This is a genomic window from Symplocastrum torsivum, from assembly GCF_059505465.1.
Genome location: NZ_JCACKQ010000032.1, coordinates 26,329 through 42,385 on the forward strand (window position 1 = coordinate 26,329; position 16,057 = coordinate 42,385).

Annotated in this window: 13 protein-coding genes and 1 CRISPR repeat array; of the genes, 6 read left to right on the forward strand and 7 right to left on the reverse strand. The window is 47.7% G+C overall.

Features of this window, described 5'->3' with window-relative positions:
* Positions 1-210: 210 nt before the first annotated feature.
* The gene (locus tag AC5JL3_RS10710; protein ID WP_496074478.1) at positions 211-507 is read right to left on the reverse strand and encodes a helix-turn-helix domain-containing protein; all 297 of its coding nucleotides are present in this window, start codon (positions 505-507) and stop codon (positions 211-213) included.
* Positions 507-1,064, reverse strand: a complete 558-nt coding sequence (locus tag AC5JL3_RS10715) for a hypothetical protein (protein ID WP_496074479.1) — start codon at positions 1,062-1,064, stop codon at positions 507-509. Before AC5JL3_RS10715 ends, AC5JL3_RS10710 begins: the two co-directional genes overlap by 1 nt.
* 135 nt (positions 1,065-1,199) lie before the next feature.
* On the opposite strand from AC5JL3_RS10715, the gene AC5JL3_RS10720 reads away from it, so the two are divergent.
* Together AC5JL3_RS10720 and AC5JL3_RS10725 are read left to right on the forward strand one after the other, a co-directional pair.
* Complete coding sequence (locus tag AC5JL3_RS10720; RefSeq protein WP_496074480.1) at positions 1,200-1,469, forward strand: ribbon-helix-helix domain-containing protein; 270 nt, start codon at positions 1,200-1,202, stop codon at positions 1,467-1,469.
* 17 nt (positions 1,470-1,486) lie between these two features.
* Entirely contained in the window at positions 1,487-1,639 is a 153-nt protein-coding gene (locus AC5JL3_RS10725; RefSeq protein ID WP_496074481.1) for a hypothetical protein, read from the forward strand.
* A 93-nt stretch (positions 1,640-1,732) separates the two neighbouring features.
* On the opposite strand, the gene AC5JL3_RS10730 is transcribed toward AC5JL3_RS10725, so the two are convergent.
* A complete protein-coding gene (locus AC5JL3_RS10730; protein WP_496074482.1) occupies positions 1,733-3,091 on the reverse strand; it encodes a pentapeptide repeat-containing protein in 1,359 nt (452 codons plus the stop codon).
* A gap of 73 nt (positions 3,092-3,164) precedes the next feature.
* Positions 3,165-3,395, reverse strand: coding sequence for a hypothetical protein (locus AC5JL3_RS10735; RefSeq protein ID WP_496074483.1), 231 nt, complete (start codon positions 3,393-3,395; stop codon positions 3,165-3,167).
* 101 nt (positions 3,396-3,496) lie between these two features.
* Here AC5JL3_RS10735 and AC5JL3_RS10740 point away from each other — a divergent pair, with 101 nt between their 5' ends.
* The 4 genes from AC5JL3_RS10740 (at position 3,497) to recD2 (ending at position 10,969) form a co-directional block, all read left to right on the forward strand.
* Positions 3,497-5,692 (forward strand): hypothetical protein, encoded by a 2,196-nt coding sequence (locus AC5JL3_RS10740; protein ID WP_496074484.1) that lies wholly within the window; start codon positions 3,497-3,499, stop codon positions 5,690-5,692.
* Between the two features lie 53 nt (positions 5,693-5,745).
* Positions 5,746-6,012: a hypothetical protein gene (locus AC5JL3_RS10745; RefSeq protein WP_496074485.1), complete on the forward strand. Its 267-nt coding sequence runs from the start codon at positions 5,746-5,748 to the stop codon at positions 6,010-6,012.
* Positions 6,013-6,443: 431 nt separating this feature from the next.
* Positions 6,444-8,543, forward strand: coding sequence for a hypothetical protein (locus AC5JL3_RS10750; RefSeq protein ID WP_496074486.1), 2,100 nt, complete (start codon positions 6,444-6,446; stop codon positions 8,541-8,543).
* A 221-nt stretch (positions 8,544-8,764) separates the two neighbouring features.
* Positions 8,765-10,969 (forward strand): SF1B family DNA helicase RecD2, encoded by a 2,205-nt coding sequence (gene recD2, locus AC5JL3_RS10755; protein WP_496074487.1) that lies wholly within the window; start codon positions 8,765-8,767, stop codon positions 10,967-10,969.
* Between the two features lie 106 nt (positions 10,970-11,075).
* Positions 11,076-13,272: a CRISPR direct-repeat array (repeat unit 37 nt; unit sequence GTTTCAGTCCCCTTGCGGGGATTTAGTGCGTGGAAAG).
* Positions 13,273-14,049: 777 nt separating this feature from the next.
* On the opposite strand, the gene cas2 is transcribed toward recD2, so the two are convergent.
* From cas2 to cas4, 3 genes are all read right to left on the reverse strand, one after another.
* Positions 14,050-14,346, reverse strand: coding sequence for a CRISPR-associated endonuclease Cas2 (gene cas2 / locus AC5JL3_RS10760; protein WP_496074488.1), 297 nt, complete (start codon positions 14,344-14,346; stop codon positions 14,050-14,052).
* Positions 14,347-14,439: 93 nt separating this feature from the next.
* Complete coding sequence (gene cas1d, locus AC5JL3_RS10765; protein ID WP_496074489.1) at positions 14,440-15,417, reverse strand: type I-D CRISPR-associated endonuclease Cas1d; 978 nt, start codon at positions 15,415-15,417, stop codon at positions 14,440-14,442.
* 3 nt (positions 15,418-15,420) lie between these two features.
* Positions 15,421-16,005, reverse strand: a complete 585-nt coding sequence (gene cas4, locus AC5JL3_RS10770) for a CRISPR-associated protein Cas4 (protein ID WP_496074490.1) — start codon at positions 16,003-16,005, stop codon at positions 15,421-15,423.
* Positions 16,006-16,057 lie beyond the last annotated feature (52 nt).

Genomic DNA, 16,057 nt, shown 5'->3' on the forward strand with positions numbered 1-16,057 from the left:
GCGATCGCTTTATTCCCTGAAAGTGATCGCCCACAACTTGTACTCAAATGAAAGTCAACTCAACAAAAATGCAAGGGGCTTGGTTCGCTATTCGTCGCGGATTGGGTTGCCAACCGCGAATGAACTGTACTCACCCTAATCAAGGACGGACTAGCGAAAAAACGACATTATTTTCTTGACAGATAAATTAATTTCTGCTGCCGCGCTTTCTTAGCGACCAGGACAGAGGCGTAAAAGCAGTGTGTCTGGGATGTCTTCGTAGGACTCCAAAAAGATATCAGCGAGCGCCAGATAGCATTTGTGGTAATGCCTGGGCGGTTGATAGTTGCGCCCTCGCCGAAACCACCGATTGACTGTAACGATGTCGCATCGGCATAGCTGTGCCATCTGAGCATAAGTGACTGCCCATTTTGAGTAGAATTGCCGGGGTGTCATTTCTGGTTGGTGGTTAGCAAAAAGCTCAATTAGCCTTAATTCTCGTTCACCAAGGGGGTGGGGATTTCTCATTAAACCTCCTCGACGTAGGGCTGTAAGTCTTCCTCCCAAGCGGTAGAGACAGCTACCCAAGAAGCACTAAAGCTTGCGTTGTCGAGCCACAAGATGTAACGCCACATCCAGTGACAGCGGTGGCAGGCATAGCTGTAGAAGCGCCCAATCACCACTCCCCATTCGGGTTCGCTGCTGACTGGAACTAAGCGAACTTTGTCCCCGTACAAGAAGCGAGGTATCTGTGCGCTATCTGGGAAGCCAGAGGGCAAGCTTACTGACGAAGGAAATTCGAGGCTAATTGGACTAAAGAACACATCAGAGTTGCCGTGGCGGATGGTATTCAAATAACTGCCGATAAGCTTGCCGTTAAGGCTATTAGTTAACTGCTGGATGAGTATTGCCGCTAAAGAGTCGAGTTCTTCTGGCTCCAGGTGCAGCCACTGAGCCTCAAAATTGGCATCTTTAAAATGACTCAGCTTTTCTAGTAGGTCAGTGATGCCGAAATCATCTAGGGCTTCCTGATAGGCATGAGAGTTACGAGCCAGGTACTTTGGCAAGGGTTGATTTTTTGGCATGATTAAGGAACCTCTATGAACATTTGGGGTGAGCCGCGCTTGTATTATTTTCGCTTACACAAGCGCGGCTTATAATTCCATTTATATTATGTACATAACAAATGCAATTGATCAAATTAGAGAAATGGCAGAATTATGGCTATAATCCTCGTCAAGAAAGACGGAGCTAGTCAAATAAAAGTTATGCCAGGTGAAAAAGGCGGTGAATCCGGACGCCCTCTCAAGTGGGGTCAACGAAAGGCAAGAACGACGTTTTCCCTCACCCCTTGGGCAATAGATGAGCTTGACAAAATAGCCAAGAAGTTCAACCTGAGTAAGTCAGACCTCATTGAGCAACTAACTCGTGGTCGATTTCAACTCATTCAAAAGGAGGGTGAAGCAGCAGAAGTGATAAAAAAGCACTAAGGCGACAGATCGCCTCTTTGAACGACCAGGAAAAGAAACGTGGTGCATTCAAGGGTACAACTCTCACTGACGCTAGCACTCAAGAGATAGCCACACAGAAAGAAGTCGCAGAAGTCTTGCTGAAAGAACTAGAGAAAACAAACCTAGATGAAGACGATGACGACAGTTGACGCACACCCTAGACCGCTCGAAGCCAAGATAAAGACTGGTCTTCTGACGGGGGCTTAGCCAGGTTGTTGGCACTTCCTGACAGTTTCCGTCACTTACCCCTTGCTACCTGTATACGGTCTTGAGTTTCGTTTCTTCTGCTCCGGTTGGGAAGAGGCTTTCGGTTTAGTCTTAAATTCAAGCAGAGCTTTGAGATTATTGACATCGCCTGGTCTAAGGTTGCTGCTAATCTTGCCCTTCCTGTCCCTCGAAATAAGAGAGTAAGAGGAGTCTGGCGCTGTCACTACTAAGTCGCCGAGAGAGCTGAGAATATGATAATTCCCCTCCGGTGCGATATAGATGCGAGAGCCATTAAATTGGTCTTCACCGTAATTCTCTACAAGGGATTGAGCGTATTCTATAGCCTGTTCTTCATCCTTAATGCGCTGTTTCAGCTTCTCGTAGAGTTGAGGTTTGGTACTAATAGAATCAAGAATGTGTGCGAGTTCAAGGGAGTCTGAGAAGATTCCTTCCTCAAGTTGAGTGGGTGTTCTGGGTGATGTATCGAGTTCTGACTCCTTGGCTTGATCGAGTCTCACTCTCCAAACAGCAGTCCCATAAACCAAGCAGTTTTTAAGGATGGCTTTTTCTAGGTTGGTTTCACTCATCACTGAGTACCTAAGGTCAGCTTGAGTTAAGTTAGCTCCACTGAGATTGGTTTGCATGAGGTGGGTAGCAATCAGCGTGGCTCTTTCTAAATTAGCCTGACTCAAGTCAGCACCTTGGAGGTGGGTGCTATGAAAGTGGGCTTCGGTGAGTTCGGCATTGAGAAGTTTTGTCCCAATCATCGTGGCATTCTCAAAATTTGCCAACCTTAGTACCGCTCCGCTGAGGTCTGCCCAATTCAGCTTCGCCCTACTAAATTTAATTTCGTTGCCGCTAACTCCCTGGAGGTCAGCCTTCTCCAGATTGTAGTCGGAAAGATCAATGCAACCTTCCAAGTTTAAATCTATTCCGCTAAGTACAGGTTTGATGGCAGGATTTTCCTGTCGCCATCGATTCCAGACATCTGCCCCTCTTTTGAGTAAAGCAAGATGTTGCTTGTTTGCCGTGTAGCTGACATCTCCTAACGAAACCCATCGTTCGGCAGTCGCTTGAGTAACGACCTCTAGTTCTTTTGGATCTAAACTTTTAATCTTGTCGAGTATTTCCTCCAGTGGTGAGCTGGGCTTTGAAGTCAGACCATTTTCGATATATTCATAAAATTCCCCCAAGTCCATCTCGGCTAGCTCGGCTAGCTGAGGCCAATATTTCCTATCAGGGACGTATTTATTATGCTCCCATTGAGTCACTGACTGCTGAGTGACTGGTGGAGACAAAAGTTTTCCAAGGGCTATTTGCGTGAGTTTTCGGCGGCTGCGGATTTCCTTGATTAACCTGGGAAATTTATTCTTTTCTTTCGACTGAAGATCCATGTCACCGCTCCTTATGCCAGGTTAGTCCGCCTTATCTCAAAATTTTGTTTAACTTGGCGCATCTATCCTGCTATTATTTTCTTAGGGAAAAGCGGCACTTAACTTGTTTAAGGGACACAGTGTAAGCTTTTACTAAGTTCGGGTGAGGCAAATCCGTCTCGATTTTCCGAAAACCAGACTGAATCAAATAGTGGTTGCGGGTAGAGCCACCAACCAGACAGTACGGTAAAAGTTTTTCGCCGCCAAGCAAATCTTGACACCGTGCTGACTGTAAAAACCGAGTGGGATACCCCGCAGGTTCCATTGTACCAAGGTTTCAATCTATGCACTATAGTTTGAAGGAATCTTGGGCTAGGTTGCCTCTAACTCGCTCCACGCTGTCCTACACAAGCGTTGGAGTATTTTATGGTTGCATCGGCTAAAAAAGCTGCTCTTAGAAGAAAGTCACCCCCACTACCAGCCGACCCAGTAGGAGCGAGATTTTGTAACTTCTTCAATCATCCGTGGGATTTTCTCGTTGCCCCGGTGCCAGAGCCGGGGGAAAAGACCCAGTGGACGACAAAGAATCGCTACCCCCTTCAGCCCCGAAATCTCTGGGAAATGTACCTAGACCCAAACATGATTCTTGGGTTGCGGTTTGGTTCTGAGACTCGCTACGCACTTATAGATATCGATCACGGCAGCTCTTACCACCCCGAAAATAATTTAGAGAACTTTCAAGCCGTCCTTGGAGCCGCCGAGAAGATTGGATTATGTCGCAATATGTTCGTCCGCTCTAGTGAGAGTGGCGGGTTGCACATTTACTTCTTCTTACCAGAGCCAGTACCCACTTTTGGATTAGCTTGTGCGATGAAGTTTGCCCTGCTGGATGAAGGCTTACAACTGGGCAGTGGACAGCTAGAAATCTTCCCCAATGTAAAAGCCTACAGCGAAGAGAAATTCACTAACTACAACGGTCATCGACTCCCACTTCAATCTGATTCCTACCTGCTGGATGCAGACCTCCAACCCATAACCAACGACATTTCCCATTTCCTGAATGTGGCTTCTATGCACACAACAAAGCAGGACATGGAGAAGTTGAAAGAAGCGATCGCCGTTTCACGTCAAAAAGCCACCTTCTACAATCGGAGTGCCAGTAGCAAAAAGCACGAGTGGAAGCCGCATTTAGAAAGTCGCATCGCTCAAGGGTGGACAGGTCTTGCTCAGACAAACGATTTGCTCAAAGATATTACCTGTTACGGCATTGTGTGGAAGGGCTTAAGTAGTCCCGCTCTAATTGACTATGTTGTGGAAACGGCGATCAATGCCCCAGGCTACGCAAAGTATTGTCGCCATCAACAAGAAATCAGACACAGAGCAGCCGAGTGGGTTCATACCACCGAAAAGAACCAATTCTATACACCCTATTGCAGCATTCCCCAACGAAAAGCGACCTACTCCGAAACTTACGACGAAGTTACCAACTCAGGTGGTGCGAACAATGTAGTTCCTTTCCGTAACGCCATCAATGAGGAGCGTAGTGCCAAGGCGATGGAGCGGGTAAAAGAAGCGATCGCGCACCTCGAAGCGACAAACACCCTACCCACCACTGCCACGGCCAGAGCGCTCACCATAGCGCAAACCACAAAAGCTCTATTCGGTACTACCGTCAGCAAAACAACGTTACATAAGCCAAACTATTTACCGTTGTGGCATCCAAAATATCGCAAAGCGGGGTGTGTACTAGACGAGAAACAAAAGGTTTCAGGCGATTCAACCGAGTCAAAAAAAGCCGATGACACCGTATCAGATTTTCTTATAGAAACGCCAGAAGCCTCATCACTAGGGGATTCACAAAAAAATCCTACACCCCCCCCCTATATGAAGGTTTATGATGCACTGTCTGCCCCAGATGCCCCCCAAGGGCATCAAGGGGCAGCAGATTTTAATCCGGAACAGGGGGGGACTGGGGGGGATATTCTTGACAATTCGGCATCCTCACCCGCCTCACCAACCACACAAGAGGTGAAAGCCCCGACAGAATTCGTGGCAAAACCGAATAAGGATTTCTCCTTGGTTGGTCTTCGACTCAAGCTCACGGCTAAAGCGCGAGAAAAAGCCAAATGGCAAGCAATAGACTTGGCTGCACAAGGGCGAAATTTGTCGCCTGAACAACGCAAAGCTTTAGAAGTTCGGCTCAGTATGCAACTTTTTTGGGAGTCGGGGGAATCGGTCTTGATGGAGGAAGCAGAGCGCTGGGCAGAGGCACAGGAGGAAGAGGCACAGGAGGAAGAGGCAGCATCAAGAGACGACTTACCACATTCTGACTGGATGACCATGACCGATGACGAATACAATGCACGATTCGTCGAGAATGAGCCAGTTTTAAGTTTCAGCGATGAAGTCTTATCTGCTCCAGTTCCCGAAGTCATTCCACCCTCACAAATAGGCGATCGCGCTGAAGTATTAGTCTATGATCGCCGGAAGTTAGGGGGGGCAGTTGGCGTGGTTGTTTCCCTCAATGAAAATCAATGTCGGTTAAAGTTCGCCAACGACACTTATGGTGACTTCGCAATAGAAGACGTAGAACTTGTCCCAAATGATAGGAACTCAGAATAGACACCCTTGTCCGCTTGGTATCAAATACTCAAAGCTAAATCTTTGTTGCCCTAATGCCTAAACCAAAAAAAACCAAAAGAAAGGGAAGACCACGCCAAGACTACGAGAAAAAGCCGAGCTGCAAAGGTGTGAAATCAATGCGGGGACAGCCAGAAAGCCATGATCAAGTCAAAAAACCTGTTTCTTTCAGTATTACGCCAACGGCTCAGCTCGGATTGGCGCGGTTCAGCAAACAGCTAAACATTTCTCGAAGTGAACTTATTGAGCGAATTGGTCGCGGTCTGCTCACAATTGTTGAGCTGAAAACTGAGTCTGATTAGAGTTTCTGCTTCTTGAAGTAGAGGAAGTGAGCTACTAAATAGGAGCTAAAATTACCAATCTCCAGATTTTAAGGCATTCCCCTTTAAATTAAAGCATTTAATAAACCAATGAAACTAAGGATTTAGCAATTATTTAATAGCTCTTATTTATTGAGCTTTCTTGATTTATTTATTGAGAAATTGCTTGAAGTTCATTCTGGAATGCCTTGCAAAATAAAGGTCTGACTTTTATTTAATAAATTGCGCTTGCGAGGGCAGAATTCGTTAGCTTTTGTAGCAAGAAGCTGATTTTATAATAAATAATATCTAGAGCTTACTGAATGAGAATAATTTTCGATGGCTTGAGAAAGTATAAGCAATTACCGCTTAGTTCTTAAATAAGACCTGAAGTGAAATGAACAGTCCTTAATCAACTCAAGGAGACATTTATTATGAAAGAATCTTTGACTTGCTGGCAAGCCATTGAGCTATACGAAGAAGACGTGAGAGCTACCCATCCTCAGGAAAAAGCTGAACGAATTATCAATGAACTTCGCAGTGTTACTCTTCGATTTTTTGCCTCACAATTAGGTTTCAAAAGAACAACCCAGGGGAGAAAGATGACCTTGGCTGACTCCACCTCAGCGCAACAATTTTTGCAAACATTAGGAGTCGAGGTACTGCTTAGTGCGCCGACTACGCTACAGCAGGCTTTTGAAAATCAAAAAGCGTCCATTGCTACCCAAAATACTTATGGCAACCGTTTTAACCAGTTTTTGAGCTGGAGTAAGTCTCAAGAGTGGTGGCCTTCTCAAGGTTCCTGGAAGGCTCATGTGAAGGCTCAGTGCTGTCCAATCTTGAAAAATCCCTATGGCGATACCTCCAACACCCCACTGAGGGAGTGCCGGATGCGACAACTGAAATATCAGCTTAAACCCCAAGAGACACCTGTGGCTTTGCAAAAGGAACTGGATAAATTTTTCCAATTCCTGACCGAACCGGAGTGGCCAAGTCGAATCATTGACCCAATTGAAGACTCATCAGCCTGTGAGTACATCAAGGATATACGTCTAATGCTGGGCTGGTTCTATCGTTACCAAACGCCACCAATTGAGCTTGAGCAACTGAGCTTGTCACAATTGCTCAAGCTAGTGACGCTAGATGACTTAGAAGGTCTCACGACCAGACAACAGGAAAAAGTTTGGAAACAGCACAAGCAAACCCTTGAAACTTGGCTGTTTCGTTATTTCTCTTTCTTAAGAGAAGTCCTCTACTCGAAAAGTCCACGAACTAGACGCAATAAGCTCGGTGCGCTATGCGCCTTAGCCAAGTTTCTCTACACAGATGAGGTGGAGACTGAAGGTGATTATGAGCAGATTCCTCTAATCAAACTGCTGAACAATCACCTGGAGAAAGTGAGAAAGGAAATCGCCGAGTGGACGAAAAATCGGCAGTCGGTCTCGGATTTTGAGAAAAAGTGGCCGGATACACAGGAGGGTGAGACGGCGCTGGCGGTTGTCAGGGCAAAGATTGTGGAACCCTTGCGTATTGAATGCCGACCGAGAACCAGTCGCGGGCTATTCCGTAGGGGCTTCGTAATTGCCGAAAGTCATCAGCATTACTTAAAGTGGTCATTCCTTGCCGATCTTCCAGCCAGACGACAACAAGAGTATCGCACAGCAAGAATTGCTCTTTCCTGCCCAATTACCCGTCCGGAAGGAGTGCCACAAAATGGTTTATACCATCCCCTGCCACCTTGTGAGGTGCGTGAAAAACGTCGGGACGGAACGATTAAGGATAATTATCTTTACAAAACCTATGTCCATAAGAAAAAGCACTATCCCGAAGGGGTCTGGGTGCTGGACGTTCAGCAGTACAAAACTCGCAAAACTCACGGGGCACAATCAATTGTGATACCCAATCGCCAGTTCGCTGATGGTAGCTGCTTTTATGATTACTTGGAACGCTATTTGTACGGCTGGTTCCTGCCAGTCGGTTACAGAAACTCAAGAATTTATGATTGGTGGCAGCCAGAACTTATCGGTTGCCGGGGGCGATGGGTGACAAGTGGACGCGCTGAATTCAATCCAGGTGATGCCTGCTGTCTGCCAACGGGTAATAATGCAGCCGTGTGGTCATGGGGCTATGTGCTGGTCGCACCCAAACTTGGTACTCTTGCCGATCGGTCAGGGTTTGCTGGCTCATTTGACACTACCTCGCATCGCTTGATTGGTAAGCGAATTACGCCTCATACAATGCGCTACATCTGGGCGACTTGGGCGTATCAAGTCCAACTCAATGATGCCCAATTTCAGTCATTAGCGTATGCGATGGGGCATAAGGTTGAGACGCTACGCCAGATGTATGAGCGTTGTACTCCTGAAGAGAAGCGACGACCGATTGAAGAGGCAATCTCGGAGTTGTTGTTTGAGCCTTCTCCAGTGCCTGAGCCTCAGGTGGAAGCTAGTCCACGCTGGCAAAATTTACTGCAACAGGTACAGCAGTTAAGCCCTGTTGAGCGAGAGCAGTTCATGGCAGCGCTTTCCAAGTAGTTGGTCTATCAGTTTTGACCAATGATGAGTGTCTTTCGGGTGGGGGAGAACTTAACACCAAGTTGCGGTCAAACGTAGTACTTTCTCTTCCCCCCCATCTCCCCAACGTACAGGGCTACTATCTTTGAATGCCACTCGGTATAAGCAAACCAAGAGAGCAAGAGTTCAAAGCTACTGGGTGCCACCTCTCGACACAGGTTTTGAAACGAAGTGATGAAATCATGTCTTCAACCAGCACTCCTCAATTGGAATCTCTAGAAGGAATCGTTGAGCGGATAACCTTCCATGCCGCCGAATCCGGCTACACCGTTGCCCGCCTCAAAGTCCCCCGTACCCCAGACTTAGTAACCATCATCGGTAACTTTGCCCAAATCGAAGCCGGACAAACCTTAAAACTCTTGGGCATCTGGCGCGACCATCCCAAGTTCGGACTCCAGTTCCAAGTTTCTCAATACCAAGAAACCAAACCCGCCACCCTCACTGGCATCGAGAAGTACCTAGGCAGCGGTTTAATCAAAGGAGTCGGTCCCGTCACTGCCAAGCGCATCGTCGCCCACTTTGGTCTTGACACCCTCGACATCATCGAAAACCAGATTGAACGCCTCTTGGAAGTACCAGGAATCGCCCAAAAGCGGGTGAAAATGATTCAAAGTGCCTGGGAAAAGCAGAAAGCCATCAAAGAAGTGATGGTCTTCCTGCAAGGACATGGAGTCTCCACCACCTACGCCGTCAAGATTTTCAAGCAATATGGAGAAAAAGCGATCGCGATTGTCAGTGCCAATCCCTACCAGTTAGCCGCAGACATCTACGGCATTGGCTTTGTCACCGCCGATACCCTAGCACGGAGTTTAGGCATTGAACCCGGTTGTGAGTTCCGCTATCGAGCTGGAATTGTTCATGTTCTAGGAGAAGCCGCAGAAGAAGGACACTGCTTCTTACCTGAAGCGGAACTGGTTGACGAGTCAGTCAAACGATTAGCCATTGACGAGCATCAACCCCAAGCGAATGCGATCGCGTCTTTAATCCAAAAGATGGGAACCTTGGGAGAACTGGTACTTCAAGGCAAACCCGACCAACAACATTGCTATCAACCCGCCTTCTTCCAAACCGAACAGAACCTCGCTCAACAACTCAGGCAACTGCTGGTTCGCCCAATTACAGTTGACTTACCACGAGTCCGCAATTGGTTAGAACGTTTCCGAGCAAAAACAGGAATCGAACTGAGTGAACAACAACAGCGGGCCGTGGAGATGGCGGCATCAGAACGAGTGCTAGTCCTAACAGGAGGTCCAGGCTGCGGTAAGACCTTCACCACTCGTACAATTGTTGCGCTTTGGAAAGCGATGGGAAAGTCAATTGCTCTAGCGGCACCCACGGGAAGAGCTGCCCAACGCTTGAGTGAGATGACAGGACAACCCGCGTCTACCTTGCATCGCCTCTTGGAGTTTGAACCCAAGACGATGGGATTTAAACACGATGCTGCTAATCCCTTGAAGGTAGATGCCGTTGTGGTTGATGAAGCTTCAATGCTGGATTTGTTCTTAGCTTACTCCTTGATAAAAGCTGTGCCTCCAGAAGCTCAACTGCTATTAGTCGGAGACATTGACCAACTGCCGTCTGTTGGACCTGGGAATGTGCTACGGGACTTGATGGCGTCAAACTGTGTGCCTGTAGTTCGACTGACACAAGTGTTTCGTCAAGCGCAATCGAGTCAGATTGTCTTGAATGCTCATCAGATTAACCAAGGGAAATTTCCTCTGTTGGAATCGGTTTCCCTAACTCCACGCTCAGATTGTCTGTGGTTGGGAGCGCCGGAACCGGAATATGGGGTGCAGGGAATACAAGAGTTGCTGACTGATTTGATTCCCCAGTTGGGGTTTAATCCGATTCAAGACGTGCAGGTGTTGTGTCCGTTAACACGGGGAGTTGTGGGGACTCGTAACTTGAATCAAGTACTTCAGAACCTGCTCAATCCGGCTCGTTCGGATTCAGCGGAGGTGGTGCGAGGTGGGATAACGTTACGAGTTGGCGATCGCTTAATTCAAAGGGTGAATGATTATGAGCGGGAGGTGTTCAATGGGGATTTGGGGGTGATTGTGGCAATTGATTCAGAGGACTCAGAAGTTAGGGTTCAGTTTGACCAACGTATGGTGACTTATGATTATGCGGACTTGAACGAAGTTGATTTGGCTTGGGCAGTGACGATTCACAAGTCACAGGGGAGTGAGTATCCGGTGGTGATGTTGCCGCTTTTTCCGCAGCATTATTTGATGCTGTCTCGCAATTTGCTTTATACGGGGTTGACGAGGGCGAAGAAGTTGGCGGTGATTGTGGGACCGAAGAAGGCGGTGGCGATGGCACTGAATCAGGTGAAAGACCAAAGGCGGTATACGGGGTTGGCTGGGCGGTTAAGTGGTGCGATGTGAAGGGGGAAGACATGGCTTGCCTTTTGGTCTTTCGGTTCCTTTGTGGGGGATTAGGTTCGTAGAAAGGGAAAGGCGAACACCTGCCCCCAACTTCCGAGCCAGAGGGGTTTCAGCCCCCTTGCAGGGATTAGGTTCGTGGAAAGCTGGACGTGTGCATTCGATGCACAAGGAGACGACAAGGTTTCAGTCTCCTTGTGGGGATTAGGTTCGTGGAAAGTCGAATAGCCGTGTGCATTAAATGCACTTTAATGCGTTTCAGTCCCCTTGCGAGGATTTGGTTCGTGGAAAGTTTACAGAAATCACTTCAACGATTATCGAGCCTCAATTGTTTCAGTCCCCTTGCGGGGATTTAGTGCGTGGAAAGTCCGAGATAGACCTCGCACAACTTCACAATACGATGTTTCAGTCCCCTTGCGGGGATTTAGTGCGTGGAAAGCTTCAAGGTATTTTGGGACTGTATTTAAATAAAACGTTTCAGTCCCCTTGCGGGGATTTAGTGCGTGGAAAGCCCTTACTGAGACGAATCACTCCCAAGAAAGCAGCTCTGTGGAGTTTCAGTCCCCTTGCGGGGATTTAGTGCGTGGAAAGTAGGGATTCCTTGGCGAGGGCAATAGCCAATTTTTGTGTTTCAGTCCCCTTGCGGGGATTTAGTGCGTGGAAAGCTCCGAAGTGAGGCGAGACAGTTGGCAGTGTTCCCAGTTTCAGTCCCCTTGCGGGGATTTAGTGCGTGGAAAGGCTGAGAGCATATTACTTGAGGCTGTTAGTATCCGGTGTTTCAGTCCCCTTGCGGGGATTTAGTGCGTGGAAAGGTCAGGACAAAGAGGTTCATGGGAGTCAATATCTCACATGTTTCAGTCCCCTTGCGGGGATTTAGTGCGTGGAAAGTCTCTTCGGCGTAGATTTGCTTCAGCCATTCAATATCTAGTTTCAGTCCCCTTGCGGGGATTTAGTGCGTGGAAAGTCCTGATAATTTGAGTAAGGACTAATCAAATAATGGTTGAATCGTTTCAGTCCCCTTGCGGGGATTTAGTGCGTGGAAAGGTGATGGGTAGATGCACCCCCATCGGCAATAAGAGTTTCAGTCCCCTTGCGGGGATTTAGTGCGTGGAAAGTCCAGCAAATAGGTGATTGGCGATTAAGGGGCTAGTTTCAGTCCCCTTGCGGGGATTTAGTGCGTGGAAAGCAAACGACAAACCACGCATCCCCAACCACTGCCGGGAATTGTTTCAGTCCCCTTGCGGGGATTTAGTGCGTGGAAAGGATTGAGCTGGACAGCCCGCTCATTAAATCCTTGACCTTCAATGTTTCAGTCCCCTTGCGGGGATTTAGTGCGTGGAAAGAAATTAGCCACTTTATCGCGACTAAATTCCTTACCAATAGTTTCAGTCCCCTTGCGGGGATTTAGTGCGTGGAAAGGCTTCACGCCACTTCACCCCATAGCAACAATGCTCACGTTTCAGTCCCCTTGCGGGGATTTAGTGCGTGGAAAGGTTCATCCCGTAAGTGAGCAAGCGGCTAACTTTAATCAAAGTTTCAGTCCCCTTGCGGGGATTTAGTGCGTGGAAAGTCAAATGGTTCCATCAGTTACTCCCCTAATCGATTTGTTTCAGTCCCCTTGCGGGGATTTAGTGCGTGGAAAGCAGAATCCCCATGGCAGAATGCAGAGAAAGCGATCGGTTTCAGTCCCCTTGCGGGGATTTAGTGCGTGGAAAGAGAGTAAAGATTTTATTCTCAGGCAAAGTCTTTATTGTTTCAGTCCCCTTGCGGGGATTTAGTGCGTGGAAAGGTTCAATCTTGATTCAATAATTGCTGCAAGCCTTGTATGTTTCAGTCCCCTTGCGGGGATTTAGTGCGTGGAAAGCATCAAATCAGATGGCACTTGGTACAACTGGTTGGCGTTTCAGTCCCCTTGCGGGGATTTAGTGCGTGGAAAGCTAGCGCAGCTACGGGATGAAGGAGAAGTGATTGCTAACAAGTTTCAGTCCCCTTGCGGGGATTTAGTGCGTGGAAAGATTGTGTCTAAGACATGATCAACGCGATCGCCCACCGTTTCAGTCCCCTTGCGGGGATTTAGTGCGTGGAAAGTATTGTAGCAATGCAAGGGGAAGTCCCCACCCGATGTTTCAGTCCCCTTGCGGGGATTTAGTGCGTGGAAAGCAATCTCGGTTGGATTAAAAGACATATTTCATTTAACGTTTCAGTCCCCTTGCGGGGATTTAGTGCGTGGAAAGTCTCAATATCTCGTTAATTTCAGCTTGGTCTAAAGGTTTCAGTCCCCTTGCGGGGATTTAGTGCGTGGAAAGCCCGCCGTCTGAAACTTATACAGCGGGAGGATTCTACAGAGGCTTTTCGTAAGTCTCTTTTTTACCCTCATTTCAGCCACGCTTATTGCAAACACTTCGCATTTACTGAGCAACTGAAAATGCTCAAACTCTTCAGTTGTCAAGGTTCTAGCCTTTTTCGTGAGACCCCTCGGAAATTCACCCCCGCTTTGCCTTACGAAAATTTTCGCTTACCCAATTATAAGGTAATACGCTGAAAACCCCGTGTCTTCAGACCGGGGATGAAAGCGAGTTGCAGGATTTATCCTGCAAGAGGAAGCGTTTTGATCAACTCGCGTAAGACTTTTGCGGCAGAAATTTGTCTGGATTGAGCGTGAGAATCTAGTTGTTGTCATTCGTCTTCAGTAAGCCTTTATTGATAAACTTTTGGTCTTTTTCTCGTTGACATGGTAGTTACAACGTACTACCATTTCCGAGAACAGGTGGGGTAATCAACCTGTTAAAAAACCCTAGTACCTAAACGGTAACGCTGTACCTTGACAATTGAATCATGGGTTCTACTTTGTTGTTCTAGTCGCTCAACTTAATAGTTGAGCCGCCTGAAAGTAGGTAAAAGATTCACAGGAACTAGACAACTAGCAATTAACTCAAACAAATTTTGCAGCAATGCAACTACCGGAGGGCATCCGGGAAGTAACGCTTCAGGAGAGAACCACCTCTACTTAAAGTACCGCAAGGAGCTTTAAGCAAGTGGACTCGACGAATGAAGAATCCCCGTGTATGAAAGACCGGGGAGTGTCAAAGGATGATAGTTTGATCTTGGCGAGGCTGTTCCGAACCGTAAGTAATCGTGCGCTTCACTGCCCCCGCATCCAAGACATAAACTCGCACCGAATCCTCTTCGGGTTTAATCAGCTTCTCAATAGAGATTTGCAGCGAAGTAAACCGCATGGCATCCAGAAAGCACTCAAACACACTATACTGCATCCACTTTCCATAACCAGAAAGCAGTTTGTGCAACCGCGTGCGCCGCTTATTCCCGGCTTTCGTATCCGGTACATCGTAGATAATCAGGTAAAAGAGAGTGTTCTTCATCGTTGATAGCTCATCGTTGATAGTTCATGGTTAATGGTTCATAGCAACGAACAATGAGCAATGAACCATTAACCCGCCAAGCGCCCAATGAACTCAACGCAAGACCAAAGGCTTATAAGGGACACCCTCTTGCAGATGACGACTCAACAGCCGTGCTTGTAACTCAACCGCTCGTCGATAGGTACAGCGATACTCAAACACCGGATGCTTAATCTCGTCGTTCATCTTACGCTCAAACGCTTGGAGAAATGTCTTGCGTCCCGACTCCGACAAACGATAAGCGCCCAAACTTTCCGTAAAGTCCTCCGGCTGGAGTTCGCGATGATTCAACACCGATAGCACCAAGCTATCCGCAACTAACGGACGGAACTCCTCCATCAGGTCAAGCACCATTGAGGGCTGTCCGTGATGCACCTCATGCAGGTAGCCAATATACGGGTCTAATCCCGCCAAGTGTACCGCCGCCGTCACCTGCATCCGCAACAGTCCATAAGCAAAACTCAACAAGGAGTTAACCGGGTCAGTGGGAGGACGACGATTGCGTCGCGGGAATGACCAAGGTTCTTTCAATAGGGCATCCCAACAGGCAAAATAATCTTTAGCCGCCAGTCCTTCCACACCCCGCACTTGGTCGAGTGTAGTTTGCTCCCTCACCAGTTTTTTATGGGACTTGAGCGGATTATCCCCCACCTTATGGCGATAGAGGATGAGGTGCTGGTTGTGGATTTTGGCAGTAACGATCGCTTTGACCAACTCCAGCCGCCGTTGGGTATCGTGATACAACGCATACTGAGCCAAGCGCAGTGGGCCATTGCGAGAGTGTCCAGGTAAAGCACTACCGAGATATTTACCAAACCCAGAAAGATAGTGAATCGGCATCCCCAATTCCAAAGCATAGACCAAAGCATCTCCCGTCACCTGGGGATTACCCATCAAGACGACCTGTTCGACTGTTTGCGCTGGGACAGACCTTTTCTTCCAGGAACCATCCTCCTGCTTAAGTGCCACTGTAAACGCTTCGTAAGTCTTACTTAAAACAGCTTCAGGTTGAGTCACATAAAGTATAGACATCGCTTAACAAACCTCACGGAGTAGATGTTTCACTTCAAAGGGCAGACAAATTCCAATCAAGCTACACGCCTGACACTTCTTGGGCTTGTCGATAGGTGGAGGCATTTTTCCTTGGGCTGTGAGTATTGCTGATGCGATCGCATTTTCTGTTGCCTCACGCAGTTGAGGAGTAAACATCACCTTCTGCCGTCGTCGATTGCCGTGGTAGAAAATTTCCCCATAACTAATAGAGCAACCCAGGCGTTCTTCCAAGCACAAAGCCGCCGCACACAGTTGAAAATGGTCATTCAAGTGCTGCGCCATCTTGCCCTTTTTGTATTCCACCGGGACTAATTCACCGTCATGTTCTTCAACCGCATCAATGATGCCACTGACCAGCAAGCGATCGCTCCACACCCACTGCTGCTGATAAATGACAGTGCCTTCCTCTTGGGTGATTCCTGCTTCATCAATGTTGCGGTGGATATGGCGACCTAGGAGAATATGCTCGTTATCCTCCATTTCTCCCAACTGATATTCCAGGTAGAACCGACGCGGACAATATTCCCAAGCATTGAGATACGCAAGCGGTAAGTAGTTTTCAGTCATGGTTCATAGTTCATGGCTTTGAGCAATAAGCAATCAACAATGTGCAATGAAC

Bases quoted from the DNA above. Each gene is read 5' to 3' on its own strand.
- AC5JL3_RS10710 (WP_496074478.1), bottom strand. From the start codon at position 507: ATGAGAAATCCCCACCCCCTTGGTGAACGAGAATTAAGGCTAATTGAG.
- AC5JL3_RS10715 (WP_496074479.1), bottom strand. From the start codon at position 1,064: ATGCCAAAAAATCAACCCTTGCCAAAGTACCTGGCTCGTAACTCTCAT.
- AC5JL3_RS10720 (WP_496074480.1), top strand. From the start codon at position 1,200: ATGGCTATAATCCTCGTCAAGAAAGACGGAGCTAGTCAAATAAAAGTT.
- AC5JL3_RS10730 (WP_496074482.1), bottom strand. From the start codon at position 3,091: ATGGATCTTCAGTCGAAAGAAAAGAATAAATTTCCCAGGTTAATCAAG.
- AC5JL3_RS10735 (WP_496074483.1), bottom strand. From the start codon at position 3,395: ATGGAACCTGCGGGGTATCCCACTCGGTTTTTACAGTCAGCACGGTGT.
- AC5JL3_RS10740 (WP_496074484.1), top strand. From the start codon at position 3,497: ATGGTTGCATCGGCTAAAAAAGCTGCTCTTAGAAGAAAGTCACCCCCA.
- AC5JL3_RS10745 (WP_496074485.1), top strand. From the start codon at position 5,746: ATGCCTAAACCAAAAAAAACCAAAAGAAAGGGAAGACCACGCCAAGAC.
- AC5JL3_RS10750 (WP_496074486.1), top strand. From the start codon at position 6,444: ATGAAAGAATCTTTGACTTGCTGGCAAGCCATTGAGCTATACGAAGAA.
- recD2 (WP_496074487.1), top strand. From the start codon at position 8,765: ATGTCTTCAACCAGCACTCCTCAATTGGAATCTCTAGAAGGAATCGTT.
- cas2 (WP_496074488.1), bottom strand. From the start codon at position 14,346: ATGAAGAACACTCTCTTTTACCTGATTATCTACGATGTACCGGATACG.
- cas1d (WP_496074489.1), bottom strand. From the start codon at position 15,417: ATGTCTATACTTTATGTGACTCAACCTGAAGCTGTTTTAAGTAAGACT.
- cas4 (WP_496074490.1), bottom strand. From the start codon at position 16,005: ATGACTGAAAACTACTTACCGCTTGCGTATCTCAATGCTTGGGAATAT.